Annotated in this window: 24 protein-coding genes; 18 read left to right on the top strand and 6 right to left on the bottom strand. The window is 42.4% G+C overall.

Annotation, left to right across the window (positions count from 1 at the left end; translation table 11 throughout):
* Nucleotides 1-27: 27 nt before the first annotated feature.
* The 5 genes from BT147_RS04440 (at nucleotide 28) to uvrA (ending at nucleotide 9115) form a co-directional block, all read left to right on the top strand.
* Nucleotides 28-1140, top strand: a complete 1113-nt coding sequence (locus BT147_RS04440; RefSeq protein WP_072331347.1) for a murein hydrolase activator EnvC family protein — start codon at nucleotides 28-30, stop codon at nucleotides 1138-1140.
* 172 nt (nucleotides 1141-1312) lie between these two features.
* A complete protein-coding gene (locus BT147_RS04435) occupies nucleotides 1313-2752 on the top strand; it encodes a S41 family peptidase (protein ID WP_286119053.1) in 1440 nt (479 codons plus the stop codon).
* 95 nt (nucleotides 2753-2847) lie between these two features.
* The gene (locus tag BT147_RS04430) at nucleotides 2848-4044 is read left to right on the top strand and encodes a PDZ domain-containing protein (protein WP_072331343.1); all 1197 of its coding nucleotides are present in this window, start codon (nucleotides 2848-2850) and stop codon (nucleotides 4042-4044) included.
* A gap of 189 nt (nucleotides 4045-4233) precedes the next feature.
* Entirely contained in the window at nucleotides 4234-6219 is a 1986-nt protein-coding gene (gene uvrB, locus BT147_RS04425; protein ID WP_286119051.1) for an excinuclease ABC subunit UvrB, read from the top strand.
* A 7-nt stretch (nucleotides 6220-6226) separates the two neighbouring features.
* Entirely contained in the window at nucleotides 6227-9115 is a 2889-nt protein-coding gene (gene uvrA / locus BT147_RS04420; RefSeq protein WP_072331339.1) for an excinuclease ABC subunit UvrA, read from the top strand.
* A gap of 109 nt (nucleotides 9116-9224) precedes the next feature.
* On the opposite strand, the gene gnd is transcribed toward uvrA, so the two are convergent.
* Complete coding sequence (gene gnd, locus BT147_RS04415) at nucleotides 9225-10121, bottom strand: phosphogluconate dehydrogenase (NAD(+)-dependent, decarboxylating) (RefSeq protein ID WP_072331337.1); 897 nt, start codon at nucleotides 10119-10121, stop codon at nucleotides 9225-9227.
* Nucleotides 10122-10311: 190 nt separating this feature from the next.
* On the opposite strand from gnd, the gene BT147_RS04410 reads away from it, so the two are divergent.
* Entirely contained in the window at nucleotides 10312-10647 is a 336-nt protein-coding gene (locus tag BT147_RS04410) for a phage holin family protein (protein ID WP_072331335.1), read from the top strand.
* A gap of 52 nt (nucleotides 10648-10699) precedes the next feature.
* Here the strand turns inward: BT147_RS04410 and BT147_RS04405 are convergent, their stop codons facing one another.
* The 3 genes from BT147_RS04405 to BT147_RS04395 form a co-directional block, all read right to left on the bottom strand.
* Nucleotides 10700-11623: an LPXTG cell wall anchor domain-containing protein gene (locus BT147_RS04405; protein ID WP_072331333.1), complete on the bottom strand. Its 924-nt coding sequence runs from the start codon at nucleotides 11621-11623 to the stop codon at nucleotides 10700-10702.
* Between the two features lie 225 nt (nucleotides 11624-11848).
* Nucleotides 11849-12484, bottom strand: a complete 636-nt coding sequence (srtD, locus tag BT147_RS04400) for a class D sortase, LPxTATN-specific (protein WP_083426364.1) — start codon at nucleotides 12482-12484, stop codon at nucleotides 11849-11851.
* A 134-nt stretch (nucleotides 12485-12618) separates the two neighbouring features.
* Nucleotides 12619-13698: an LPXTG cell wall anchor domain-containing protein gene (locus BT147_RS04395; RefSeq protein ID WP_072331331.1), complete on the bottom strand. Its 1080-nt coding sequence runs from the start codon at nucleotides 13696-13698 to the stop codon at nucleotides 12619-12621.
* A 340-nt stretch (nucleotides 13699-14038) separates the two neighbouring features.
* Here BT147_RS04395 and BT147_RS04390 point away from each other — a divergent pair, with 340 nt between their 5' ends.
* From BT147_RS04390 to BT147_RS04370, 5 genes are all read left to right on the top strand, one after another.
* Nucleotides 14039-14836 (top strand): PucR family transcriptional regulator, encoded by a 798-nt coding sequence (locus BT147_RS04390; RefSeq protein WP_072331329.1) that lies wholly within the window; start codon nucleotides 14039-14041, stop codon nucleotides 14834-14836.
* A gap of 86 nt (nucleotides 14837-14922) precedes the next feature.
* Entirely contained in the window at nucleotides 14923-16026 is a 1104-nt protein-coding gene (locus BT147_RS04385; RefSeq protein WP_072331327.1) for an ABC transporter ATP-binding protein, read from the top strand.
* A 63-nt stretch (nucleotides 16027-16089) separates the two neighbouring features.
* Nucleotides 16090-17037, top strand: coding sequence for an HPr(Ser) kinase/phosphatase (gene hprK / locus BT147_RS04380; protein ID WP_072331325.1), 948 nt, complete (start codon nucleotides 16090-16092; stop codon nucleotides 17035-17037).
* A gap of 103 nt (nucleotides 17038-17140) precedes the next feature.
* Nucleotides 17141-18067: a prolipoprotein diacylglyceryl transferase gene (gene lgt / locus BT147_RS04375; protein WP_072331322.1), complete on the top strand. Its 927-nt coding sequence runs from the start codon at nucleotides 17141-17143 to the stop codon at nucleotides 18065-18067.
* Nucleotides 18068-18119: 52 nt separating this feature from the next.
* The gene (locus BT147_RS04370; protein WP_072331320.1) at nucleotides 18120-18611 is read left to right on the top strand and encodes an acyltransferase; all 492 of its coding nucleotides are present in this window, start codon (nucleotides 18120-18122) and stop codon (nucleotides 18609-18611) included.
* Here BT147_RS04370 and BT147_RS04365 read toward each other — a convergent pair.
* Nucleotides 18604-19695 carry a quinone-dependent dihydroorotate dehydrogenase gene (locus BT147_RS04365; protein ID WP_072331318.1) on the bottom strand — a complete coding sequence of 364 codons (1092 nt, stop codon included), beginning with the start codon at nucleotides 19693-19695 and terminating at the stop codon, nucleotides 18604-18606. The two genes, BT147_RS04370 and BT147_RS04365, sit on opposite strands and share 8 nt — an antisense overlap.
* A 163-nt stretch (nucleotides 19696-19858) precedes the next feature.
* Between BT147_RS04365 and BT147_RS04360 the strand changes: the two genes are divergently transcribed.
* Together BT147_RS04360 and hisH are read left to right on the top strand one after the other, a co-directional pair.
* On the top strand, nucleotides 19859-20437 hold the full coding sequence (locus BT147_RS04360; RefSeq protein WP_072331316.1) for a non-canonical purine NTP pyrophosphatase: 579 nt from the start codon (nucleotides 19859-19861) through the stop codon (nucleotides 20435-20437).
* Nucleotides 20438-20471: 34 nt separating this feature from the next.
* Complete coding sequence (gene hisH / locus BT147_RS04355; RefSeq protein WP_072331314.1) at nucleotides 20472-21089, top strand: imidazole glycerol phosphate synthase subunit HisH; 618 nt, start codon at nucleotides 20472-20474, stop codon at nucleotides 21087-21089.
* Nucleotides 21090-21141: 52 nt separating this feature from the next.
* On the opposite strand, the gene yknW is transcribed toward hisH, so the two are convergent.
* Nucleotides 21142-21846 carry a YknW family membrane protein gene (yknW, locus tag BT147_RS04350; RefSeq protein ID WP_072331312.1) on the bottom strand — a complete coding sequence of 235 codons (705 nt, stop codon included), beginning with the start codon at nucleotides 21844-21846 and terminating at the stop codon, nucleotides 21142-21144.
* Between the two features lie 98 nt (nucleotides 21847-21944).
* Between yknW and BT147_RS04345 the strand changes: the two genes are divergently transcribed.
* From BT147_RS04345 to mgfK, 5 genes are all read left to right on the top strand, one after another.
* Nucleotides 21945-22889, top strand: a complete 945-nt coding sequence (locus tag BT147_RS04345) for a ribose-phosphate diphosphokinase (protein WP_072331310.1) — start codon at nucleotides 21945-21947, stop codon at nucleotides 22887-22889.
* An 81-nt stretch (nucleotides 22890-22970) separates the two neighbouring features.
* The gene (locus BT147_RS04340; RefSeq protein WP_083426363.1) at nucleotides 22971-24641 is read left to right on the top strand and encodes a tetratricopeptide repeat protein; all 1671 of its coding nucleotides are present in this window, start codon (nucleotides 22971-22973) and stop codon (nucleotides 24639-24641) included.
* A gap of 15 nt (nucleotides 24642-24656) precedes the next feature.
* On the top strand, nucleotides 24657-24971 hold the full coding sequence (locus BT147_RS04335) for a thioredoxin family protein (RefSeq protein WP_083426362.1): 315 nt from the start codon (nucleotides 24657-24659) through the stop codon (nucleotides 24969-24971).
* Between the two features lie 85 nt (nucleotides 24972-25056).
* On the top strand, nucleotides 25057-25932 hold the full coding sequence (rapZ, locus tag BT147_RS04330) for an RNase adapter RapZ (RefSeq protein ID WP_286119043.1): 876 nt from the start codon (nucleotides 25057-25059) through the stop codon (nucleotides 25930-25932).
* 1 nt (nucleotide 25933) lies between these two features.
* Nucleotides 25934-26896 carry a gluconeogenesis morphogenetic factor MgfK gene (gene mgfK / locus BT147_RS04325; RefSeq protein WP_502688553.1) on the top strand — a complete coding sequence of 321 codons (963 nt, stop codon included), beginning with the start codon at nucleotides 25934-25936 and terminating at the stop codon, nucleotides 26894-26896.
* The last annotated feature ends 23 nt before the right edge of the window (nucleotides 26897-26919 follow it).

The following is a 26919-nucleotide window of genomic DNA, read 5'->3' as shown; positions in this document are numbered from 1 at the left end:
ACCTAAACGTTAGGAGATCCAACATCTATGCGTATGTGGAAGCGTTTATTTATCGCAATGCTAGTTCTACAAGTAACTACGACACCAGCTGTTACAACCTATGCAGAGTCACAAGCGGACACGAAAAAGAAGGTAGATGACCTTACCAATAAGAAAAAAGAAGAACAGAGTAAGTTAAATGATATAAATGGACAAATCACTCAGATTGAGTCCGAAATTGCTGGATATCAAAAAAAGATGGATGAATTAGGCCAAACATTTGAATCCGCTGAGCAGGAGTTAGTGAAAGCCAGAGAGCAAGAGGCTGCCGCTATGAAGAAAGTAGTAACCGCTACGAAGGGCTTATATGAAGAAGGATACTTAGATAGTCCACTGGCGAATTTGTTGCAATCTGATGGGGTTCGTGAGTTCACAGAGCAATTTGACCTATTGAAGTCTGTGATGGACTTTATGGTTGAGGACTTCCAACACTACAAAAAAGCAACAGATCAAGTGAAGCAAAAAAAGAAAGAGCTTCAGGGGATTCAGGATGAATTAGGGGGAGAAATGAAGAAGATTGGTCTGGCCAAAGATCAATTGCGTGAGAAACAAAAAGTGAGCCAAAATAAAGTAGATGGGTACGATCAGGAATTAGAGCATTATGAAGATGAGATCATTGAAATTAATCAAGATTTATTACGGAGTGGTAAGTTGAATTTCCCTTTTACAGGCCCGATGAGTTTACCGTGTGATAGTTGTACTAAGGTGAATTCTGAATTTGGAGTACGAATCCATCCGGTTACGAAGAAACGGAGTAGGCATGATGGATTAGATATAGATGCCCCTTATGGAAAACCAATCAATGCAGTGGCAGATGGCGTGGTAGTAGCTAGTAAACCTTCTAGTGGATATGGCTGGCTGATTGTAATCTATCATGGCCATAAAGATGGAAGAGCGATCTATAGTGCGTATGCACATAGTTTTTCCCAACAAGTTATCACGAAGCTGATTGGGGACCCTGTTAAGAGGGGAGAGCGTATTTCCTCAGTAGGGAATAATGGTATTGGAACTGGCCCTCACCTTCATTTTGAAGTACGAGTAGGGAATGTAAATAAGGAAGGCGCTGTGAATCCACGCTCGTGGTTACCGCCTCTTCAGTAAGATAGAGCGACTATTACATTATAAATTTGTAGTAGTCGTTTTTTCCTAGGAATGGATAGGATTTGTAAGGTTTCAAACCTTTTCCTAACTCGAAGACTATTTTGTTTTTTGATAACATATGTTTTATGAGACAAGTTTAGCGGCAACGCAGATGAATGAGGGTGAAGCGAACGTGGAGTTTAGAAAAAAGACAGTTGCACTTTTAATGGCTGGCTCGATGCTAGTAGGTGGGGTGGTTACGTCAGCAGTGATGATGACCCCATGGGGAAAGGGATCACTTGTTCAGACTAGCGGGAAAAACAGTACCCCATATCAGGCTAAAATGGATGAAGCATATCGCATCATTAAAGAACGGTATGTGCGTGATGTGGCGGATGATAAGTTGATTGATGGTGCTTTGAAAGGAATGGTTCAAGCTCTAGGTGATCCTTACTCCGATTATATGAACCAAACGGAGGCAAAAGAGTTTCTACAAGACTTGGATTCCTCTTTTTCTGGCATAGGTGCAGAAGTTACGATTAAAAATGGTCGCCTAACAGTCGTATCGCCTATTAAGGGATCTCCTGCTGAGCGTGCCGGGATTCGCCCGGATGATCAGATTCTACGTGTAAATGAGACCAGTATGGAAGGTTTAAGTGTGAAAGAGGCTGTTTCGAAAATACGAGGCCCGAAAGGTTCCAAGGTAGCTATCGAAATCCTCCGTCCAGGTGTATCTACCGTTCAAAAAATAAATGTAGTACGTGATGAGATTCCCTTGATCACTGTACACGGGAAGATGTTACCTGACCAGGTTGGATATGTTCAAGTTACGCAGTTTTCGAAGGATACAGCAGACGAATTTTTAAAGAGTATTGCTAGCTTGGAGAAAGATGGTATGAAGGGGCTTATCATTGATGTACGTCAAAATCCAGGTGGATTACTTCCAGCTGTTCAGCAGATGGCAGAACAACTCGTTCCCGGTAAGAAAGCGATTTTGCAAGTAGAAGCCAAAGATGGATCGAAAAAGAAATTTCCTTCCAAAGTATCAGAAGGAAAACCATACCCTATTGCCATGTTGATTAATAAAGGGAGCGCAAGTGCTTCTGAGATCTTAGCGGGTGCCTTAAAAGAGAGTGCAGGGGTTCCGTTAATCGGGGAAACTACTTTTGGTAAAGGTACCGTACAGACAGCGATCGATTTAGCGGATTCTAGCAATCTGAAAATCACAGTTGCGAAATGGCTTACACCGAATGGAAACTGGGTGGACCAACATGGAGGAACGAAAGGAATTAAGCCAGATATCGAAGTAAAACCTCCTGCATACACAGCGGCAGGTCCAATTAATGCGGAGACACCATGGAAAAAGGATTCCAATGATCTGCAAGTGAAAAATGCTCAGTTGATGTTGGATGCTCTCGGCTTTGCACCTGGAAGAGTAGATGGCTACTTTGATAGTAAAACAGAGACCTCAGTGACAGCATTCCAAAGGGCGAATAGTTTATCTGCCTCAGGTGTGATTGATAAAAATACGGCCGAGAAGCTACTGAACAAGTTTCGTGAGCATTTACAAGATCCAAAGCAAGATGCTCAGCTACAAGTTGCTGTTCAAACAGTAAAAAAGAATATGAAGTGATGTCATAAAAAGGATTTTATGGAAATCTCGTCGAAATTACCCCCTTAGCTATATTTTTTGGGGGTAATTTTTTTTGAGGTGGGGGGCGAAGTCTCATGGATTGGTCGGTCTGGTTGCAATACGGAATGGATGTTTTACAGTCGGTTGGAGATGTTGGGTTGGTTTGGCTTCAGATGTGGGAACAGCCGTGGTGGTTGATTGCTTTTTTATTACCATTCATTCACGTTTTCTCTCTTGTGTGGCGTGAATATCGCTTATATGGAAGAACAATTGAATCTCCAATCCGTTTGTTATTGCGCACTTGCTTAATTGGGATTGGATGGGGTTTTGTAGCTTCCCTTGCTTGGACGTCATTTTCTTTTGATATTACAGCCCAGCAGATTGTATATGTATGGTGTGTATGTTTCGCTGTTTCGCTACTCCGTTTTCGTTTTGCAGGTTTTTCTTATGCGGTTGGTTTGTTGTCAGTGATAAGCTTGGTCCTCGCGGCGAATCCTGAGTTCCGCTTGGCGGCTGAATATGAATTATGGTTAGAGCCAATTCGAACTTTTGCAGTCTTAGATTGGATCATGATTGTTGCAAGTGCACAACTAATAGAGTGGGTGCTTATTCGGTTAGAAGGGAATCGAGGTATGCTTCCCGTTGAGATCAAACAGAATCATGGACAAGTGGTAAGTGGATACCTCTTAAGTCGTGTGTGGACCCTATTTTCCATGATTCAAACCTCAAGTGGTTGGTTACCATTACCGATTTCCCTTAGCTTTGCTAGTAATAATTGCACAAAATCGTTAGCACGTCAGCAGAGGTTAACGTCTACATATGTCTTGATGCTTTCTGCCTTGTTATTTGTAAGTAGTTGGATTTCCCTGCAATGGCAACCTTTTATCTGGATCGCATCCATCTTAACGCTGGTTGGTCATGAATGCATCTATTTAATTGAAAAGTATAGAGAGAAACGAAAAGAGCCTGTATTTGTATCGGATGAACGGGGAGTGAAGGTGCTAGCTGTGGTACCGGAGACCCCTGCTGCGGAGATGGGGATCCGACCTGGATATACGATTCAAAAGGTAAACGGAATTTGTGTGAATACGATGGATGATATGGAAAGTGCACTGGCGACTTCTGCCTATAGTAAGTTTGAATTACTAGATGAGCGTAATGATTTTCAGATTCTGCATACAGCGATTTATGAGGATACACCGAAGCATCTAGGTATGATTGGGGCCATACCGGCATCGGTTAAGATGGGCCAAGAGATGAGATGGTTAGACATGAAATGGAAGAGCAGATGAGTACAGGTGCGTAAGAGTTATTTATATCGTGTACGTTAGGAGAAGTGTGCTCCTAACGTTTTTTACTTCTTTCAGTATGAAATAGTATATATTAGAGAATGATTGTAAAGAGATTAAAGAACTTATGTTCGTATCTATATGAATTATGATATAATTTTTTTGTGATATCTGGAAATGGGGGTGACTACCATGCAAGAGAATGTATTCCAACTTGTGTCAGAATATAAACCGCAAGGAGATCAACCTCGCGCGATTGAACAGTTGACAGAAGGGATTCAATCTGGCAAGAAGTTTCAAACGCTATTAGGAGCGACTGGGACGGGGAAGACGTTTACGATTGCTCAGACCATAGCTCGTGTGAACAAACCAACACTGGTAATTGCCCATAATAAGACACTCGCGGCCCAGTTATGTGGAGAGCTAAAAGAGTTCTTTCCAAATAACGCTGTCGAGTATTTTGTAAGTTATTACGATTATTATCAGCCTGAAGCATATGTTCCTTCGACGGATACTTTTATCGAGAAGGATTCCTCCATTAATGATGAGATAGATAAATTACGCCACTCTGCTACGAGTGCTTTATTTGAGCGCCAAGATGTAATTATCGTGGCAAGTGTTTCCTGTATTTATGGCTTGGGGTCCCCTAAGGAATACGGAGATTTAGTGTTGTCGCTTCGTGTGGGAATGGAGCGGGAGCGCAACGAGATTTTGCGCAAACTTGTGGATATTCAATATGAGCGAAATGATATCAACTTTACACGGGGGAGTTTTCGTGTCAGAGGCGATGTGATTGAGATTTTCCCAGTTTCAAAGAGTGAACAAGCAGTCCGTGTCGAATTCTTTGGTGATGAGATTGAGCGCATTCGTGAAATTGATGTTCTTACAGGAGAAATTATAGGAGATCGTGAGCATGTAGCGATTTTTCCGGCTTCTCACTATGTAACCAGTGTTGAAGTGATGGAACGAGCGATTCAAACAATACAAGAAGAGCTGGAGATCAGGTTGGAAGAATTCCGAGCTGATAACAAACTATTAGAAGCACAAAGACTGGAACAACGTACTCGTTACGATATTGAGATGATGAGAGAGATCGGTTTCTGTTCGGGGATCGAGAACTACTCTCGCCATTTAATAGGGAATCAACCCGGTGAAGCGCCATATACATTGATCGATTTTTTTCCAGATGATTTTTTAATTGTGGTGGACGAGTCTCATGTTTCCATCCCACAAATTAATGCTATGTATAACGGTGACCAAGCACGAAAAGGTGTATTGGTGGATCACGGCTTCCGTTTACCATCTGCTAAAGATAATCGACCTTTGAAATTTGCAGAGTTTGAGCAGAAGATTCATCAATTGATTTTTGTTTCCGCTACTCCAGGCGGATATGAGCTTGAGAAAGCTCCTGAAGTAATCGAACAGATCATTCGCCCGACAGGACTCCTTGATCCTGTGATCCATATTCAACCGATTAAGGGGCAGATTGATCACTTAATTGGTGAGATTCACAAACGAATCAAACGAAATGAACGTGTGTTGGTTACGACGCTTACTAAGAAGATGTCAGAGGATTTAACAGACTATCTTAAAGAGATCGGGATTAAGGTGCGATATCTTCATTCGGATATTAAAACGATTGAACGAATGGCGATTTTACGAGACCTTCGTGTGGGGGTATTTGATGTACTGATTGGGATTAATTTATTACGGGAAGGCTTAGATTTACCAGAGGTTTCGTTAGTCGCGATTCTTGATGCAGATAAAGAGGGATTCCTTCGTGCAGAGAAGTCACTTATTCAGACGATCGGCCGAGCAGCGCGTAATTCAAATGGTGAAGTGATTATGTATGCAGACAAAATAACCCGATCGATGGATGTCGCGATCCGAGAGACTGAGCGTCGTCGTTCCATTCAGATGGCTTATAACGAAGAGCATGGCGTTACACCGACGACGATTCAGAAGAAGATTCGTGAAGTCATTGAAGCGACGAAAGTGGCAGAGAGTGAAGAGACATATGCTACCAGTAAAACGGGCAAAAAGCTATCGAAAGCGGATCGAGTGAAACTGATTGAACAGACAGAGTATGAGATGAAAAAGGCGGCAAAGGAACTGCAATTCGAAAGAGCGGCAGAATTGCGTGACTTGCTGATTGAATTAAAAGCAGAGGGAGTATAACACGCATATGGCTCAAGATTCTATCGTAATCCGTGGGGCGAAGGTGCATAACCTCAAAAATATCGATGTTACCATCCCACGTGATCAATTTGTGGTTTTAACCGGTTTAAGTGGTTCAGGAAAGTCATCGTTGGCATTTGATACGATTTATGCAGAAGGACAACGTCGCTATGTCGAGTCGTTGTCTGCTTATGCTCGTCAATTTCTCGGGCAGATGGATAAACCAGATGTCGAGGCGATTGAAGGTCTCTCGCCAGCCATCTCGATTGATCAGAAAACGACGAGCCGCAATCCCCGCTCTACAGTAGGGACTGTGACGGAGATTTACGACTATCTACGGCTTCTCTTTGCTCGTGTTGGGCATCCTCATTGTCCCGCACATGGTATTGAGATTGCATCACAAACTGTACCGATGATGGTGGATCGAATCATGGAATTGGCTGAGCGGACTCGGATTCAAATTTTGGCACCGATTGTAAAGGGGCGTAAAGGTGAGCACGTTAAACTTCTGCAAGAGATAGGACGTCAGGGGTTTGTACGGGTACGAGTGAATGGAGAGCTAATGGAGATTTCCGAGGAAATTCAACTGGAAAAAAACAAAAAGCACTCGATTGAAGTGGTTGTGGATCGGATTGTGATCAAAGAAGGCATTGAAACAAGGTTAACAGATTCTATTGAGACGGCGCTTCAATTATCAGATGGAGAAGTACTCATTGATGTGATAGATGGCGAGGAATTAATGTTTAGTCAGAATCTGGCTTGTCCGATTTGTGGATTTAGTATGGATGAGTTATCGCCTAGAATGTTTTCTTTTAACAGCCCTTTTGGTGCTTGTGCTACTTGCGATGGTCTGGGGAATCGAATGGAGATTGATCCTGATCTTATGATTCCAGATCGTTCTTTGTCCTTGCGCGAGGGGGCGATTGAACCTTGGTTTTCCTCCCCTAACTCTTATTATGAGAAGTTGTTGACAGCGGCGTGTGAGGCATTTGGGATCGATATGGATACTGGTTTTGAGAAATTGAGTAAAAAGCATCAAGACATAGTCTTGTACGGATCAAAAGAAAAATTTCGTTTTCTCTATCAAAATGATATGGGCATGTCCCGGGAAATGGATGCTCGTTTTGAAGGTGTTATTACCAATATGCAGCGCCGTTATCGAGAGACGAGTTCTGAGATGGTAAGAGAGCAGCTAGAGTCTTATATGACGACAAAGCCTTGTCCAACCTGTAAGGGTGCACGTCTTCGTCAGGAGATTCTTCATGTAACGGTTGGTGGAGAGAATATTCATTTTGTAGGCTCTTTATCGATCGCCGATGCGTGGGAGTTCTTTGATCAACTCCAATTATCTGAGAAAGATACACAGATCGCTCGTCAAGTAATGAAAGAAATCAAGGACCGTCTTGGTTTCTTGGTTAATGTGGGATTAACTTATTTAACCTTGAATCGTGCGGCGGGGACCTTATCAGGTGGAGAGGCCCAACGGATTCGACTGGCTACTCAGATCGGTTCCAGTTTAATGGGAGTCCTCTATATTCTCGATGAACCTAGTATCGGACTGCATCAACGAGACAATACTCGCTTGATTGAAACCTTAAAAAGGATGCGTGATCTAGGCAATACGCTGATTGTGGTGGAGCATGACGAAGATACGATGCTAGCCGCTGATTATATCCTTGATATTGGACCGGGTGCTGGCGTACACGGGGGTGTGGTAACCGCTGAGGGGACTCCCCAAGAAGTAATGGCGAATCCTGAGTCTTTGACAGGTGCCTATTTAAGTGGTCGCAAGTTTATCTCCTTGCCAGAAGAGCGTAGAAAGACGAGTGAGAAGTGGTTAGAGATAAAGGGAGCAAGTGAAAATAATTTGCGTAATGTTTCCGTGAAAATCCCACTCGGTGTGTTTACTGCAGTGACAGGGGTCTCTGGCTCTGGAAAAAGTACCTTAATCAATGAGATCTTGCTAAAATCGTTGTCACGCGAGTTGCATCGTTCTAGGGTTGTTCCGGGTCAGTATAAACAAATTATTGGTTTAAAGCAGTTGGATAAAGTAATTAATATCGACCAATCGCCTATCGGTCGTACCCCGCGGAGCAATCCAGCTACGTACACTGGTGTGTTCGATGACGTACGTGATGTCTTTTCGGCCACACAAGAGGCGAAAGTGCGTGGTTATCAGAAAGGACGATTTAGTTTTAATGTGAAAGGTGGACGTTGTGAAGCTTGTCGTGGGGATGGGATTATTAAAATTGAGATGCATTTCTTGCCTGATGTCTACGTTCCGTGTGAAGAATGTAAAGGGAAACGCTATAATCGCGATACGCTAGAGATCAAGTATAAAGGGAAAAATGTTTCCGACATCCTCGATATGACCATCGAAGATGCGCTTGCTTTCTTTGAGAATATCCCCCGTATCAAGCGAAAGTTACAAACGTTGTTTGATGTGGGCTTGGGTTATATGAAGCTTGGACAGCCAGCTACTACCTTATCGGGTGGGGAAGCACAGCGGGTGAAACTCGCTTCTGAGTTGTACAAACGGAGCACAGGACGAACCTTGTATATCTTAGATGAACCTACAACAGGACTTCATATTGATGATATTGCTCGCTTGCTGGTTGTGCTCCAACGACTCTGTCAAAATGGGGATTCCGTACTTGTTATTGAGCATAATCTGGATGTGATTAAAACAGCTGATTATATTATTGACCTAGGTCCAGAGGGAGGAAACGGAGGCGGAAAGATTATCGCTAAAGGGACTCCTGAGGAAGTAGTGAAGGTGAAAGGATCCTACACTGGGCAATATCTAGAGCCGATATTGAGACGAGATCGAGAGCGGATGGAGCAGGAGAAAAAAGATCGGGCTACGCGAGAAGAGACTGCGGTTACGTTATCGTGAGAGTGCTTGATTGAGTTAGTCCGGGGCATGTATCTGCCCACAGTTCAAAATTTGAACAAACATACCCCTATGATCAATCTTGATCGTAGGGGTATAGTATTAGATTCATCTACTTTTTGACTACTGCATGACCGCCGAACTCGTTACGTAGAGCGGCGACTACTTTTCCGTGGAAGGTATCATCTTCAAGCGAGCGGAAGCGCATGAACATGGATAGGGCGATGACTGGGGCATTTGCTTTGAGATCAAGGGCGGTTTCAACGGTCCATTGGCCTTCACCGGAAGCATTCATCACACCACGGATTTGATCTAGTTTCGGATCTTTGGAGAAGGCATTTTCCATAAGGTCCATTAGCCAGCCACGGATGACAGAACCATTGGCCCATACTCGTGATACTTCTTCAAAGTTATAATCAAACTGGCTTTTGTCTAGAATTTCAAAGCCTTCCGCGATGGCTTGCATCATGCCGTACTCAATTCCGTTATGTATCATCTTAAGGAAGTGCCCACTACCTACTTTTCCGGTATATAGGTACCCTTTTTCGACCGACAAATCGTGGAACATATCTTTCACATGCTCCCATGCTTCTGGAGAACCCCCAATCATGAAACAGCCACCTTCTAGAGCGCCAGAAGTACCCCCAGATGTACCGGCATCCATATAATGAATGCCTTGGGCTTGGAGCCTTTCACCTCTTGCAAGGGTGTCTTTATAGTGGGAATTTCCTCCATCGATCACGATATCACCGGGTTCTAGATGAGGAGTCACTTGATCAATCACCTGATCCACAATTTTACCTGCAGGCACCATCATCCAGACCGTGCGTGGTTTATGAAGTTTGCCTACCAGCTCTTCAATGGTAGCAGCTGGGATGGCTCCGTAGCTTGCTAACTCCTTTGCAGGCTCTGGCGATACATCGTACGCAATCACTTCATGACGATGACTTAACATATTTCGTACTAAGTTGAAACCCATCTTACCGAGACCAATCATTCCTAATTGCATAATCGTTCACCTCATAATCGACTTTAAGTATGGAAACATTTATTATTAGAGAGTAACATAAAAGTAGGAAAAAGAAGAAGCATACTTCAATATAGAATCTGCTTTTTCCTTAAAACTATACCTTATAAGCTTGTTTTGTATCAGAAAGGGTATAAGAAAGATAAAGTATTTACGAAATGGGGTATGTACTATGACTTGGATTTTCCGGCTTTTATTAAATGCCGTTGTAATCTTCCTTATCGCCCACTATGTGCCTGGTATCAGCGTTAATGGAGCAGGAACCGCATTAGCGGTGGCTATCGTTTTGGGACTGGTTAATCTCCTTATTCGTCCCATTATCTCATTCTTATCGTTACCCATTCAAGTCGTAACACTAGGCTTGTTTACCTTGTTAATAAATGTAGGAATGTTATATTTAACCGCATTTTTAGTCGATGGATTTGAGATTCAAAGCTTTATTTCTGCGATCATTGCATCGTTGATTATCAGTATGACTTCTTGGGTCATTGGACTCATACTAGATTGAATTAAAACAGGATTCCCACGTTGAGTGAGGAATCCTGTTTTTCTGTTTGTGACTAAGATTGATTCTGTTTACGACGACGTGCGACGAGGAAGAGCCCGGCACCCGCCATTAGAACAGCCGCACCCGCAACAGTAGCGATTGGATAGTTAGTAGCGGTTTTTGGCAGTGTACCACCTTGGCCGTTTGTAGTAGTTTTTTTGGCTTCTTTTTTGTCAGTGGTAGCTTTCTCTGCAGTAGCTTCTTTTTTAGCTGAAGCTTTAACAGTTGTCTTATTTTCTACTGGTTTTGTAGCTCCACCCTTTCTTGTATCGATTTTTAGTACAACGAAGTCCTCGTCGTTACCTACTTCTAAATCGTCTATGGTCCCAATAAAGCCTACAGCCACATGATAGACACCCGGTTTTACATTTTTAAATGTGAAGGTTTGAGTGAAGCCGTTTTTACTTTGTTTTTCAGATGTAAACTCTACTTTTTCTGAACCTGGTTTATATCCATCTGCGTACCAAAGACCTTTAATATGTTTTGCATTTGCAACAGAGGCGATTACTGTAAGAGTGCCATTTTTAAATGAAGCTTTTGCATGTAGCGAAGGACCTTTCGCTTCATCTTCTTTTTTATCAACTGGCTTACTTGTTCCAGGTGTTGAAGGGTTGGTATTAGGTGATGTTTCACCTGGTTTCCCATCAGTCTTCCCACCTGCTGTACTGTCAGCTTTTTCAGTTGTTTTCTCATCTGTTTTGTTACCAGTCTCGGTTGCTTTTTTGTCCTCTGGTTTCACTTCTGCTTGCTTTTCTGCTTCCGTACTTTTTGTATCTTCCGCTTTCACTTCTACTTTGACTTCCGGAGCTGTAGTTTTCTGCTCTGTAGCCGGGGTGATAGGGGCTTTTGGTTCTTCTGCTGCTACAACGCCTTGAAAAGCGGTAACAGAAAGGGCTAGTGTTGCAAGTACTGCATACGGTTTTGTCATACGTGCCATAAATAGTCATCTCCTAGAATGATGTATAAAATGAGTTCTACATATTTTATATCGAAACACTTTTCTTTTTTTGTGTCATAAAAGGAGTAAATGTAATTTGTTTCACACTTTGTTCATATTTAACTAACCAATTTATTACATGTAGGAGTTTGATTTTATAATAAAAAGGAATCCCCTGTACTAAAATGAGGGTTTCCTTTTTGCCTATTATGATAATGGGCTTCGCTACTTATTTTGAATTTCAATTAGTTCAGATTCGATAATATATCGCTTCGGTGCACTACCTAACATATTAAATGGATAGCAAGTAACTAAGGTAAGGATTGGTTTATCTTTTGTTACGATAACCTTTCGGTCTTCCTTGGATGTAACCCACATCTTCCGTACCTGATAGATAAAATGGTGATTGTTATAATCAATAATTAATCGATCTCCAACTTTTAGTTCGCCCATGCCCTTGAACTTAGTATCACGGTGACCAGATAAAACAACATGTCCAGTTTCACCTGGCTTTACTGTTTTATCGTTAGTATTGGGATCGTTATCTTCTATATAGCTCCCGACGCCTTTGGTCAATGAATCGGAGTCTGCACCATACACAACTTCAAGATTCTTTTTTAAACGGGGAACGCTTAATGTAGCGATCATATCTCCTCTATTATGTTTGAGGGCAGATGAGACCCCTTTCGCAAGAGCTGGTTGTGGGGATGTATCGTCTCCCTTTTTATCAACTTTATTCATTACAGCTTCATCATAAGGTATAGATGAAGCACTTTCACTCCACCAATTATATGCGTTCCACCCAAGAACGACCGTTCCTGCTATGATTAATAACCAAGATAGTATTCGAATGATGTCCACTCCTTCATTTCAATGGTATGTAGTTTTATGTTGATTGTCTAGTGTAGGAAAAGGCAATTTTCTTGATTCACATTTATAGAAAGAAAGCATACCCACAATAGGTATGCTTTCTTTCTACTTACCAATAACCAAGATTATTGTTGTTTTTGTTTACGACGACGTGCTACGAAGAAGAGACCTGCACCCACCATTAGAACTGCTGCACCCGCAACAGTAGCGATTGGATAGCTAGTAGCGGTTTTTGGTAGTTTACCACCTTTGGCATCTTCAACTGCTTTTTTCGTTTCTTGTTTTGTAACAGGCTTTTGAACTGGAGTAGCTTCTACAGTAGTGTCCTTATCAGAACCAGTTTTGCCTTCTTTCTTGACAACAACTCTAAGGATATTACCGGTTTCTCTCTCTTTACCGTCAACAGTACCCTCAAAAACGACAAGTACATAGTAAGTACCAGGCTTTAAATCTTTGAAGGTAAACTTACTGGAGAGACCACCGTTTTCAATCATGTCATGAACCACAATATTTTTTTCGCTAAAGTCCATGCTTCTGCTTACTAAAGCAACCCACGTACCTTTTGCTTTTTTAGCATCATTTATCTTGGAAGTTACAGTAAGAGTATTGTTTTTCACTGAGGCTTTTGAATCAACCTCTTGTGCAAAATTCTCTTTAATTTGTCCTTTGATAGGTGTTCCATTAGAAGTTCCTTCGAACTGGATTACGCCATAATCAGCACCCGCGTCAATGAGTTTTTTTGTGATTTCTGGTTTTGAGAAGTCAACTTCAAAAGAAGTTCCGCCTTGTTTGGAGATGATCTCTGTTGTACCAGCTAAAAACTTCCAAGTACCTTTTGCTTCTTTAACGCCCTTAAGTTCCGCTTTTAGTACTGATTCCGTTTGAGTTACCACGATCTCCACTTGTTTTACTTCTTTTTTATCAGCTACTTTGCCTTTCTCAGCGGCTGGAGTAGTAGTGGTCTTGCCATCAGTTGCTTTTTTATCTTCGACTTTAGCATCGGTTTTGCCGTCAGCTTTTTTGTCCTCAACCTTCGTTTCAGTTGTACCTTCCACTTTTGTATCAGCTGGTTTTTGTTCTGCAGTAGCAGGGGCAGCCGGGGTATTAGCTGGTTTGGTATCTTCAGCTGCTACGACCCCTTGGAAAGCAGTTACAGAAAGTGCTAGTGTCGCAAGTACTGCGAATGGCTTTGTCATACGTGCCATGATTCAAATCATCTCCTATGTAACCAAAATAATTAGTTCTATATTCTATATCGAAATAAACTCGATTTTTGTGTCCTAAATTGGCGTGATTTTGGTAATTTCACATTTTGTTCATATTAATATGATAGAAATATATAAGAGACCCATAGTGAAATCTGATTTTTGTTTCAAGAAAACAGGATAATATAGCAGGATTTCCCATATGTTTTGCGGTATTGGTATGAGTGAATATATATGTGAATGATGCCGGAAATGGTAGGCTATTTGGTAGAGTAATGTGAGAGAAAGGAGAGAGAGCGGGTGTATCTAGAAGAAACATGAGGCGCTCTCTATATAGAAAATGACTAAATCACAAGAATTAATTCAAACTTGTTCTAACTCGGATAGCGTCGCTTTGCTCTGGCAACAAGGGGTTCGGGGTTCTCTTTCTCACGATTTCTTTAAAAGAATAAAGAAATGGTCTTTATTCTATATTCAAGTCGATCCTCCGGTTCATGGGGAACAGATAGAGGTAGATTGGGAGAAACTTCTACACCGCTACTTTGAAGACCCAGATGTACTTTTTGTAGAGGTTTTGTATGAACAGTGGATTGTCATGCAACCAGATCGTGGTTCGGATCAGCGGGATCGTATGGTGGAGCGAAGTGAATTGATTTCTAAGGCTCGAGGGTTTCTAGAAATTGTGAGATCCGAGGTGGGCGGAGAAGCACGAATCATTGTGGGAGAAACGGTAGATTCGCCCGAAACGTTGTTTGAAGAGATGGATCGAATGAAAAGGGCAGAGAAAATGTCATATAAGATTGATCCGGATCAAGCGATTGTAACGACATGGAATACTTTTTTATATGAACTCATTCATAGTCTTCAGATACACCAACTAGACCAAGTTTGCGCTGTGATTCCTACGACTCCTTTATGGAGTGATGCGGAGATGATGAAGACGATCCAATGTTTTCTAGACGAGGATCTAAATGTGAGTGAAACGGCTCGTAAATTATATATTCACCGAAATACGCTACTCTATCGCTTAGAAAAGATTCGCGAAGAGATTGGCTATGATTTACGTGTTTTTGATGATGCGATGATGGTGAAGCTGATGCAGTTCATCTTACGTCGGAAAGCAGATGTTGCCCGTTAGGTGCTCATCTGCGTTGTTTTTTTTATGGACTTGATAGAGTAAAATAGAAGCGTACTACAAAAGCGAAAAAGGGGCTTGCGGACCAAATGGCCAAGGTAGTTCTGGAACATATTTATAAACAATCTTCAGTTGATGAACCAACGATTCAAGATTTTCATCTCGAGATTCAAGATAAGGAGTTTCTCGTGATAGTGGGGCCATCTGGCTGTGGGAAGTCGACGATTCTTCGTATGTTGGCTGGATTAGAAGAAATTTCGGATGGAACTGTATCGATCGATGGTCGCGTGATGAATCATGTAGAGCCTAAAGATCGTAATATTGCAATGGTGTTTCAATCTCATGCCCTCTATCCACATATGACGGTGTATGAAAATATAGCATTTGGTTTAAAAATGAAGAAAATAGATGAAAAAGAGATCAATCAGCGAGTGCGTAATGCGGTGAAGATGTTAGAGTTAGAATCTTATTTAGATCAGAGACCTAAGTCACTTTCAGGTGACCAGCATCAAAGGGTAGCTCTCGGCCGTGCTATGGTACGTGAACCAGAGCTGTTTTTGCTAGACGAGCCTCTCTCTAATCTAGATGAAACATTACGAGTACATATGCGAGCGGAGATTAGAAAGCTACATCAACGCTTAGGGACCACGACGATCTATGTAACACACAATCAAACAGAAGCGATGATGGGGGATCGCGTTGTGGTGATGAAGGATGGTGTTATTCAACAAATTGCTACACCCAGCGAACTATATCATCATCCGGCAAATCTATTTGTAGCTAGATTTATGGGTTCTCCAGCCATGAATGTACTAGATGGATTTGTTACAGAAGAAGATGGTCTACTCTTCTTCGTAACAGAAGGTGTGAGATGGGGAATCCCAATGGAGAAGGCAAATCGTCTGCGAGAAAAAGGATACATTGGGAGGAATGTTACTTTCGGAATCCGCCCCGAGGCGTTTTATGATGAATCAGAATCGCCAAACCGATCAAACGTGCTTGTGTCGGAGATTGAGATGGTAGAGAATACAGGTTCTGAGATGTACCTTTATCTGAAAGGTGTGGGCCAAGGTAGTATGACGGCTCGTGTAAAAGCGCGGTCTGAATATCGTTTGGGTTCTCAGTTGACACTATCAGTAAATATGGATCAGGCTTATATTTTCGATATAGAAACCGAAGAGACGGTTGTATGAATCAAAATAGCAAGCGACTGATCCATGATCGGTCGCTTGCGACGCAGAAAGGGCTTATTTCGTATGTTGAAAACGGTGTCGGTCCGTAAATTGCAGCAACATTTCCAGTTAGAAATTGTTTGTGGTGAGGAGCAATTGGACCGGAATATTACAGTAAGTGACTTGTATCGTCCTGGATTGGAGCTTTCTGGCTTTTTTACTTACCATCCGATTGAACGTTTGCAGATTTTAGGGAAGACGGAGTTAACTTTTATCGAGAGTCTGTCCCCTGATGTTCGGAAACAGCGTATTGAACGTTTTTGTCACCCTTTTCTACCATGTATTTGTGTAACGAGAAATATGGAGATACCGGAAGAATTAATTCATATTGCTAAACGCCACCGAGTTCCGCTCCTGAGAACCGTGCTCGCAACGACTCGCTTCTCGAGTAAGGTAACCAACTATCTTGAAAAAGTATTAGCTCCAACCACGACGGTTCATGGGGTTTTAGTCGATATATATGGTGAGGGAGTCCTCATCATGGGAGATAGTGGGATTGGGAAAAGCGAGACAGCTCTAGAGCTAGTAAAGAGGGGCCATCGGCTTGTAGCAGATGATGCAGTGGAGATCAAACAGGCTGAGGAGAATATGCTGATCGGGAGTGCACCGGAGTTGATCAGGCATCTCCTTGAAATTCGTGGCCTCGGAATCATTAATGTCATGACACTATTTGGTGCAGGTGCTGTGCGGAATAAAAAACGTCTCTCCTTCGTGATTCAACTCGAGACATGGCAAGCCAATAGGCAGTATGATCGTCTGGGATTAGATGAGGAACGAATGAAAATTATTGATACCAATGTGCCCCTGCTGACTGTACCTGTTCGACCAGGGCGAAACTTAGCGGTGATTATCGAAGTAGCAGCAATGAATATGAGATTAAGGCAAATGGGGTATGATGCTGCCCAACAATTTGTCCAAAAGCTAGGTGAAACAATCGATGATCAAGATCCAGATGTAGATGATTATGATTGATCGAGAAACTGCTGATGAAAACCATATAATATCCAAGGATTTTCAGGTAAAATGGGTTTATGAAATATAACGTTCGTGATTCGGTAAGGAGGAATATGGATTCATGCTATCTTCATATTTGGCGGCAATCAATCCAGTTGCATTGGAACTGGGCCCTCTGAAAATTCATTGGTATGGAATTATTATGGGGACCGCTGTGCTATTAGGGTTGTTGCTTGCAGTTCGAGAAGGAAAACGCCGTGGTGTAAAAGAAGATGATCTGATTGATTTGGTATTCTGGGTCATTCCTGCAGCTATTATTGGCGCCCGATTGTATTATGTTTTATTTGAATGGAGCTATTATAAAGATCATCTAAGTGAAATCATTGCAATTTGGAATGGTGGTTTAGCGATTCACGGTGGTTTGATCGGAGCGATTGTCGTTGGATACTGGTATGTGAAACGTAAAAATATGCCATTTCTGAAGGTAGCTGATATTATCGCGCCTAGTATCATTTTAGGACAAGCGATCGGGCGATGGGGAAACTTCTTGAATCAAGAAGCTCATGGTGGAGAGGTTGGCCGGAATTTCTTAGAGAGCTTGCATCTCCCGAATTTTATCATCGATCAAATGCAGATAAATGGAACCTATTACCATCCTACCTTTTTATATGAATCCCTTTGGAATCTAGTTGGCTTCGCACTTCTACTCATGATGCGTCGCTTCAATCCGAAGCGTGGAGAGATCTTCCTTACATATTTTGCTTGGTATTCGTTGGGGCGTTTCTTTATCGAAGGGCTACGTACAGATAGTTTAACCTTTACGGGTCCAGGTTGGTTAGAAAGTATTTTAAATGGACTGTGGTCTCCGATGCAGGTGATGTTTGCCGCAGGAAGTATGGATTCTGGTAATATTCGTATTGCACAGTTTATTAGCTTGTTATTGATGCTAGGTGCTATTTTTATGATCGTATGGCGTCGCGTACGAGGCACTGCCAAGGAATCCTATCGGGACCCAGAACAAGTTCGCGAACAATTGATAGAAGGTTAAAGGGAACCCTCTCTCTACACGGGAGAGGGATTTTCTATAAGGAGCTTAGATTGTGAGAAATACAAAGAGATATCCAGTGACAGGTAGCAACTCATTATGGCAACAATACAATACAATCTCCTTCTGGAAAGTATTTCGTCAAACCGTTGTTATTTTAATAGCCCGTTATATGCCGTTTTTGAGCATCAAGAATGGACTTTACCGATTAGTTGGGATGAAAGTAGGAGATCAGACGGCGGTAGCATTTTTCGTGATGATGGATTTATTCTATCCAGAGCTGATCCATATCGGGAGGAACTCGATTATTGGCTACAATACGACTATCCTCACACATGAATATTTGATTGCTGAGTATCGTTTGGGTGAGGTACATATTGGTGATAACGTTATGATCGGTGCGAATGTAACCGTCTTGCCGGGGGTGACCATTGGCGATGGGGCTGTCGTGGGGGCGGGCACAGTGGTAACGGGCGATGTTCCACCTTACACGTTTGTTGCGGGGAATCCGATGAGGGAGATAAAGAAAGTGGATGTTCCTAAATAGAAACATCCACCCCGATCGCATCTCGTACGGATGAAAAGCCATCTCTTTCGAGGAGTTGTACAAGCCCTTGATTCACCTGCTTGACCACAGTAGGTCCTTGGTAAATCATACCTGTGTAAATTTGAACCAGACTAGCACCTGCGCGGATTTTGGCGTATGCATCTTCAGCGGTAAAGATCCCACCGACACCGATGATGGGTAACTTTCCTTGAGTGAAGCGGTAGATCTCCGCGATCCATCGGGTAGAACGACTGGTCAGTGGGCGTCCGCTTAAGCCACCGGTTTCATGGGTAGATACTTGATTCAAAAGTCCATCTCGCGATAAGGTAGTATTGGTTGCGATGATGCCGTCCATCTTTGTATGTAAAACGATCTCCATGATCTCGATTAATTGTTCCTCTGTTAAATCAGGGGCGATTTTTAGGAAAATCGGCTTTTTCACTTGATGAGATTGGATACAGTGGTCTCTTGTCTGCAAGATATGGGTTAGCAGCTTCTCAAGTGCTTTTGCCTCTTGTAGATCTCGTAAGCCTTGTGTATTAGGGGAGCTAATGTTGATGACAAAGTAATCCCCATATGAATATAGTGCTTGAAGTCCAGTGGTATAGTCCTTACTAGCTTGTTCATTAGAAGTATCTTTATTTTTTCCGAGATTGATCCCGATGGGGATGGTAGGACGAGGAAGGGTCTGAAAAGAATGAACCGCATCTTCTACTCCGTGGTTATTAAAGCCCATTCGATTAATGACAGCTTGATCTTCCGGTAAGCGGAATAAACGAGGGCGCTCGTTTCCAGATTGAGGGCGTGGGGTAAGGGTTCCTACTTCGACAAAACCAAAGCCCAAGTGAGCCAAGGCAGGATATACATTGGCGTGCTTATCAAAACCTGCGGCCAGCCCGACCGGATTCGAAAAAGAGAGCCCAGCTACTTGGGAAGATAGAGAAGGATGTTGTATTTCCCATTTTTGTTGGAGGCTCTTAGCTAGAAAAGGCACTCGTTGAAGAAGCTGTAAGGATCGAATCGTCCATTCATGTGCTACTTCAGGATCCATTCGAAATAAGACTTTTTTCATGATTGGGTACATAGCGCGTTATCCTTTCTTACGTCATACAAAAGCCTCTCGTGCATGATTGGTCACAAGAGGCTTTTATCTGATTTATACGTTGGTTACCTTCATTGTACATGATTTTGCTGGAAAAAACGCCTGCTTTTTTCTTTCAAGACGAAATTTCATCAGGAGGAGCAATATGGAAATCTATTTTGCCACAATGAACGAATCTAAGTTACACGAAGCAAGGCAAGTTCTAGAGCCGATAGGATATCAGGTTTTAGGCCTAGAAGTGAATTACATAGAGCCAGATGAAGGAACTGTTCAAGAAATTGCGATGCAAAAATTAGAGCAAGTCTTGCAAGCTCACTCCCAGTTGCCGCGAGTGATGGTAGATGATGCAGGAATCTTTTTTCAAGCATACCCCTTATTTCCAGGTGTTTTAGCGAAGCGAGTCTTTCAGAGGATCGGATACCGCGGCATTGATAAGTTATTATCGGGTGAAGATCGTAGAGCCCAATTTGAGGGAGCGATTGCGTTATATTGGCATGGTCAGAAGAAGATATTTTCCGGTATGACCAAAGGAGCGATCATAGAAGGAGTTCCTACTACCGATTCGTTTACCAATGTAGGATTTCCGTATGATCCTCTTTTTGTGCCTGAGGGCGGAAAGCAAGTGTTGGCTGATATGGATATCGAAGAACGATTATCCTTTTCATATAGACGAAAAGTACTCGATAAAATGGCCCTTTGGATGAAAGAGAATGTAAGGGACTAAGTGGATTGTTGTTACGAGAGGAGTTTAGATATAAATGATCGCGGTCTTGGATTACGGTGTAAATAAGGTGGATGGACTCTTACAAGTTTTGGATGATTTAGGACATTCATATGTGGTTGCGACAGAAGCAGCAGACGTGCGGATGGCTAAGGGAATTATTCTGACTGGTGACGGCACATTCGGCGAGGGTATGGCTGGTTTAGCTAGTTCGGGATTGGATCAAGTAGTGAAGGAAGAGTTTTTTTCAGGTAAGCCTATATTAGGGATTAATTTAGGAATGCAACTTTTTTTTACTAGTAGTGATGAAGGTGGTTACCATCAGGGTTTAAATCTATTAGCGGGTCATGTGCAGAAATTAGAAGGGGACGATGTGATTCACAAGGGATGGAATTGGCTAAAATTCAAATATCCACATCGTCTATACAAAGGCCTTGCAGAAAATAAGGTTTATTTCTCCCACACATACGTAATCGATGCGGATAATGAAGATGATGTAGTCGGTTATACAAACTATCTTAGGTTTATTCCTGCTGTGGTGTCCCGGGGAAATTTGGTAGGAATGCAATTTCATCCTGAAAAAAGTGGTACTTATGGAATACAACTTCTGGATCAATTTTTGACACAGATTTTCTATCAAGGCAATCGACAATAGAAGTAGCTTGAAATAAAGGTAGATCCAATTCCTCAATTGGATCTACTTTTATTTAACGAAGAAGCATTGTTGCGATATCTTGATAAAAAATCGTTACATTGGTAAGGCCAAAGAATCCAATGACCAAAAACAGCATCGTTATGATTTGAGAATGTTGTTTTGATAGTCCAGAAATCTCTTGTAGACCTGAGATAAGCCAGATTGCATACCATACAGTAAATAAAGAGAGGTAGCTGAGTAGAGAAGATAGCAATCCTCCAGAGAGGTCTGGAAATAATATGCCCAAGCTGGTAACCGGTGCTCCTAGAGGGCCGGCCAACCGATTCACCAAAAAGTCAGCGATAAGTGACAGTGTAGTTAAGAGGTACAAGTGAGCCGAAAAAGCATACAGTTGTTTAAAGGTTGCCTTTCCTTGATAAGCCTTAACAAGAAGAAAAAGGACAAGGGAATTTAACAAACACGTTACCCATGGAATCATGAATCCTGCGAAACCGTAAGAGAGCCCCATGAACACATTTGCTTGATCTTTTATAGCTTGAGGAAATGCCTGTCCTTGAAGCCTTTCAATATTAGCAATCGCTTCAGGGTTTGAACCGATCTTTTCTCCCATATAGTAGAAAGTCATCGATACAATGAAGCTGAGCAAGAGAAGAGAGAGAAAGAAGCGAGGTTGCTCCCGAATCAAACGAAATTCTCTGATCGGATTCGTAAATAGTCCAAAAAGGGACGGCTTCACGCGCTCGATTTGTTTTAACATTTTTCATCACCTATTTTTAATCTGGAACTGTTCTAGTTTATAATAGTGGTAATCACATAATGACTGAATGATTTCATCTAAAGGGGCTGCTTGTCCATATGAAGAATGTGAAAATCTTTACTGGTTCCTCTAATCCTACACTAGCACAAAACATTTGTACATATCTGGGGATACCGCTAGGAGAGGCTCGAATTAACCGTTTTAAGAGCGGGGAAATTTATGTGCATTATGAAGAGGGAGTTCGTAACTGTCATGTGTTCCTCATTCAGACAATGGGTGCTCCTGTTCATGAAAACCTAATGGAACTTTTGATCATGGCAGATGCTGCACATCGAGCATCCGCGAAAAGTGTGACAGCAGTTGTTCCCTATTATCCTTATGCCCGTCAAGAGAAAAAAGATGCACCGCGGGAACCGATTACTGCTAAGATGGTCGCTGATATTTTCAAAACGGTTGGGGTGGACCGCGTTGTAACAGTCGATTTACACGCCCCTGCCATCCAAGGATTTTTTGATATCCCAGTGGATCATTTGACCGCGTTAGACTATATTACGGAATACCTGAAAGAAAAAGATATCAAAAATCCAGTTGTCGTATCTCCAGATGCAGGGCGGGCGAAAATGGCTGAAAAATTAGCCACTCATTTAGATGCACCGTTCGCTATCATGTTAAAGAAACGACCTTCTCATAATTCAGCAAAGATTACCCATATCATTGGAGACGTTGGGGGATACACTCCAATTATTATTGAAGATATTATCGATACAGGCGGGACGATTGTGAGTGTAGTAGAGGGGCTGATGGAAAAGGGAGCAAATCCCGCTTACATTTGTGCCACGCACCCACTCTTTTCTGCGAATGCCTTGGAGCGCCTTAACCATCCAGGGATTCACGAAGTGGTGGTGACGGATAGTATCCCTTTTATACCAAACAGTGACAAGTATAAAACGATTCCGATTGCTCCCCTATTAGGACAGGCCATCCACATTATTATCTCAGGTGGCTCAATTAGTACCCTGTTTCGTTCGGAGTCTGGTGTGTAAATCAAGGGGAATGTGGTATACTTGCCCAAGCTACCAAACCACCAGCTTTTGTGGTTGAATGATGCTGGTTGGAGGAAAATGATGAAGAGACAAGTAGAATTTGATCATACGAGCAAAAAAGTGGTAAGCATTAACTTAGATGCTAGCTTCTTTTTTGAACGTGCTTTAAAAATGTTAGATCGTAGGCAGTATGAAAAGGCTCTAAAATATTTCCGCTTTGCTACCGAAAAAGACCCTTCGAACCCGATTAACCACTGTAATTTAGCGGGGCTTCTTTCGGAGATGGGGAAATTTCAAGAGTCTAACGATATATTGGAATGCGTAGTCCGTGAAATCGATCCAAACCTCACTGAATGTTGGTTTTATCTGGCGAATAATGCTACCAATATGGAGGAATTTGAACTGGCTGAGGAATACTTGTTAGAGTATCTTGGACGAGATCCAGAAGGTGAGTTTGCGGAGGAGGCTGAAGAGCTTCTCATGCTGATTTCCTATGAGTTAGGTCGTCCAGCCAAAGAAGTGGTTCCGCTGTTTGGGGAAGCATATGTCCAAAAACATGAATCAGCTAGGCAGCTCCTAGAAACAGGTATGTTTGTTCAAGCAACTGAGATGTTACAAGAGATCATAGAGGAACATTCTGATTTCCTACCTGCACGTAATAATCTAGCATTAGCTTATTACTATATGGGTCAGATGGACTCAGCCTTCCGTACAGTTTCAGAAGTGTTAGAGATGGAAGAAGATAACATCCATGCTCTTTGTAACTTAGCTGTTTTATGTAGCCATATCGGAAAGAATGAAGAGTACGAACAATTGATCGAGATGCTACGTAATTTGATACCGCTTCAAAAGGATCAGGCATACAAGCTAGCAACCACAATGGGAATTTTAGGTGAGCATGAAGTGGCGTATGAATTATTTATCCGGATTGCTCGCTTAGAAGATCGCCCAGATGCCGCTTTATATCATGCCGCGGCGATTGCTTCCTATCGTGTTGGCAAACTAGATCGTGCCCGTGCTTTTTGGCATAAAGCAAAGCAGTTAGCTCCAGATTCAGAGGTTCCGTCTTTCTTTATAAATGCCTTGGACGGGGAAGATCCTAGCCTACATTATGCGAGTTATCAAATGCAGCTCCCCTTTGAAGAACAGCTATTGCGTACTCCCATTACAGATACGAAGCAGTTACAGAAACAGGTAAAAGAAAGCCCCCTGATTCGGTCCAGTCTACTATGGGGCTTAGAGCACGGCGAAGAGGATACGAAGTTGCAGGTGATTTATGCACTGGGAATGATCGAAGATGCTGAATCGGAGAGGGCCCTTCGCTCTTTCTTAATGTCTCCAGATGAGCCAGATTGGTTAAAAGAGATTGCGATCTTGCAAATTAAGAAAATGAACCCAGATGCTTCCTTATCTGCGATCCTTCAAGGGAGTGTACGGTCTGATCATCCGGACGAAGATGCTGACTTATCTGGACAGGTATGGAAGATTTGCTTGCCCCATTTGAAGGAGATGGGAGAGTTAATCGTGATGGCGATGGAGGATTTTTGGAGGGCTTGGTCTGTTCAGCCAAAATCGCAGATCTTGCTTCAATCGGCTCGTAAATTAGAAGTGTGGGCAGCAGCGCTAGAGTATTGGGTTTCTAACCAATTGGATCGCCCTCTCTCCAAAACACATGTTGCTCAAAAATACGGAATCTCTCCTTCATCTATCACCAAGGCGATAAAGGAGTTTGACAAATACCCAATTAACTAAATGGAGGTTTTTTTCATGAAACAACTTCAAACAAACACATTCCCTGAGTTCATTACTAACGGCCGAAAAGTAGTTGAATTTAGTGCAGACTGGTGCATTGATTGTGTTCGGATTGCACCCGATCTTCCGGAGCTTGAGAGTACATTTTCTTCCACGTTTGAATTTGCCATGATCGATGTGGATGAGTCGCAAGAGGTTGCACAGCAGTTTCAGGTAAAAGGAATTCCTACCTTTATTGTCTTTGAAAATGGAAAAGAAGTAGGGCGTCTCCCATCTCGCAATGCTAAGACAAAAGAGCAAGTTACCACCTTCTTAAGGGAGTTGGAATAACTAGATCTATCTCTGATCCAAAGTTCGATGCAGATGCTTTCTCTGCATCTTTTTTGTATACTTAACAACAAAGGGGGATATGACCATGCCAAGCAATGAGTTACATTTAGTTGTCATCACAGGTATGTCCGGTGCTGGGAAGACGGTTGCGGTACAGAGTCTTGAAGATCTAGGCTATTTTTGTATCGATAACCTCCCCCCTATCTTGTTATCCAAGTTTGCTGAACTCTTAGAGCAGACCAATGGAAGACTCCAGAAGGTTGCACTGGTGATTGACTTACGAGGACGTGAATTTTTTAGCGCTTTAGTTGAATCATTGGAGGCACTAAAGGAATCAAAAGGTGTAAACTACCAAATCTTATTTCTCGAAGCAAACGACGAAACGCTCGTTCGTCGATATAAATTAACACGTCGAACCCATCCGCTCTCCCCAGATGGTACGGTTTTAGATGGGATCCTTCAAGAGCGAGAGTTACTGTGTGACCTGAGAGGTCGATCACATCAAATCATTGATACGAGTAACTTGAAGCCTACTGAATTAAAGGAAAAAATCGTTCATACGTATTCGGAGCAACATAACTCTGGGTTAAATCTTAGCTTTATGTCATTTGGTTTTAAGCACGGGATTCCTCTTGATGCGGATCTTGTATTCGATGTTCGTTTTGTCCCAAATCCGTATTACGTTGAGTCCATGCGTCCTTTGACCGGAAAACAAAAAGAAGTAGCCGACTATGTGATGAAATGGGAAGAAACCAATCGCTTCTTGAACCAACTTAAAGAGATGTTGACCTTTTTACTTCCTAAGTATGAAAAAGAAGGAAAGAGACAGCTCGTTGTCGGGATTGGGTGTACAGGTGGTCAGCATCGCTCTGTAGCAATGGCTGAGGCTCTTTATGAGGATTTTAAAGAGAATGAACGTTGCCAAGTGCTCCATCGTGATATAGAGAAAGGCGGCTTCTAAATTGTCATCCAAAAGACCGAAAGTCGTGTGCATGGGTGGTGGGACGGGGCTCTCGGTCATATTGCGAGGTCTAAAGAAATTCCCTGTTGATATTACCGCTATCGTAACAGTAGCTGATGATGGAGGAAGCTCAGGTCGCCTACGCACGGATCTTCAAATGCCTCCCCCTGGTGATATTCGAAATGTATTAATCTCTCTTGCTGATACAGAACCTTTATTAGAAAGTGTATTTCAGTATCGTTTTCAAACAGGAGACGGACTGGCGGGACATACATTGGGAAACTTGATGCTCGCTGCGATGAAGGAGATAACGGGAGATTTTACGACGGCAGTAAAAGAGCTAAGTAGAGTCTTTTCTGTCCGAGGTAGGGTTCTTCCGGCAAGTGATCAAGATGTTACACTATGTGCTGAGATGACAGATGGAACCGTTATAAAAGGGGAATCACAGATTCCAAACATAGATAAAATCATTCGGCGAGTCTATCTCGAACCTTCCTCTCCCCTTCCTTTGGATGAAGCGATTGAAGCAATCTTAGAAGCGGATGGTGTGGTAATAGGGCCAGGTAGTCTTTATACAAGTATACTTCCAAATCTACTGGTAAAAGATATGGCGACGACTATTCGAAAATCCTCAGCGCTCAAAATTTATATCTGTAATATCATGACACAGTTAGGGGAAACAGATGGCTTTCATGCTAGTGATCATATCCGTGCCATCTATGACCATGTGGGTGAATCATTTTTTGATGTAGCTATTTTGAATAATGAGGTTCCTCCAACTGTGATTCAACAACAATATGCTAATCAAAATCAAACCATGGTTTTGCCTGATTTGGAGTTAGTTCATCAGTTAGGCTGTCAACCATTGGCTGATAATTTATTGTTATACCGCTCTGTTTTGCGACACGATGCAGAGCGTATTAGCCGCCACATCCTGCGCCTGATCCAAGAGCGCATGGCGTGATAAGAGCTAATAGGAAGGAATAA

It is taken from the genome of Thermoactinomyces sp. DSM 45891 (assembly GCF_900119485.1).
GTDB lineage: Bacteria > Bacillota > Bacilli > Thermoactinomycetales > Thermoactinomycetaceae > Baia.
Note: the sequence above shows the minus strand (reverse complement) of the source record. Positions and strands in the feature narration are given on the sequence as shown.